1 protein-coding gene is annotated in these 637 nt (G+C 69.7%); it reads left to right on the top strand.

What is annotated here, in order from left to right; all coding sequences use genetic code 11:
- Window positions 1–637, top strand: a 637-nt coding sequence (locus N825_RS35695; RefSeq protein ID WP_198039091.1) for a methyl-accepting chemotaxis protein, incomplete at both ends; no start/stop codon positions are given.

Here is a 637-nt window from a genome sequence, read left to right as displayed (position 1 = left end):
ATCGAGGAGATCATCGGCCTGATCTCCGACATCGCGTCCCAGACCAACCTGCTGGCCCTGAACGCCACGATCGAGGCGGCGCGCGCCGGAGAGTCCGGAAAGGGGTTCGCCATCGTCGCCAGCGAGGTCAAGCAGTTGGCGACCCAGGCCGGTCGGGCGACGGAGGAAATCTCGCTCCGGGTTGGGACGATGCGGGCATCCGCGCGCGACACCTCCGACATCATGGGCTCCATCAGCCAGACCTTCACCGACGTGAACGCCGCGACAACCGCCATCGCCGGCGCCGTCGCGGAGCAGGAGGCCGCGACCCGGGAGATCGCCCGCAACGCGGCGCAGGCCTCCATGGGCACGCGGGAGGTATCGCGCAACATCACCGCGGTGAGCCACTCGTCGGAGGCCACGGGAGCGGCGGCGAGCCAGGTCTTCTCAGCCTCCCAGGATTTGTCGCGCCAAGCCGAGGCGCTGCGCACCGAGGTCGAGGAGTTCCTCCAGGCGATCCAGACGGCCGGCGAGCGGCGGAGCTACGAGCGGCACGCCGCCATGCTCGACGCGGAGATCACGGTCGAGGGATCGACCCACGCGTGCCGGACCGTCGACGTGTCCTACGGCGGTGCCCAGGTCGACATCGACTTGGCGA

This window comes from Skermanella stibiiresistens SB22 (assembly GCF_000576635.1).
Taxonomy (GTDB): Bacteria; Pseudomonadota; Alphaproteobacteria; order Azospirillales; family Azospirillaceae; genus Skermanella; species Skermanella stibiiresistens.
This window is presented reverse-complemented; position numbering and strand designations above follow the sequence as displayed.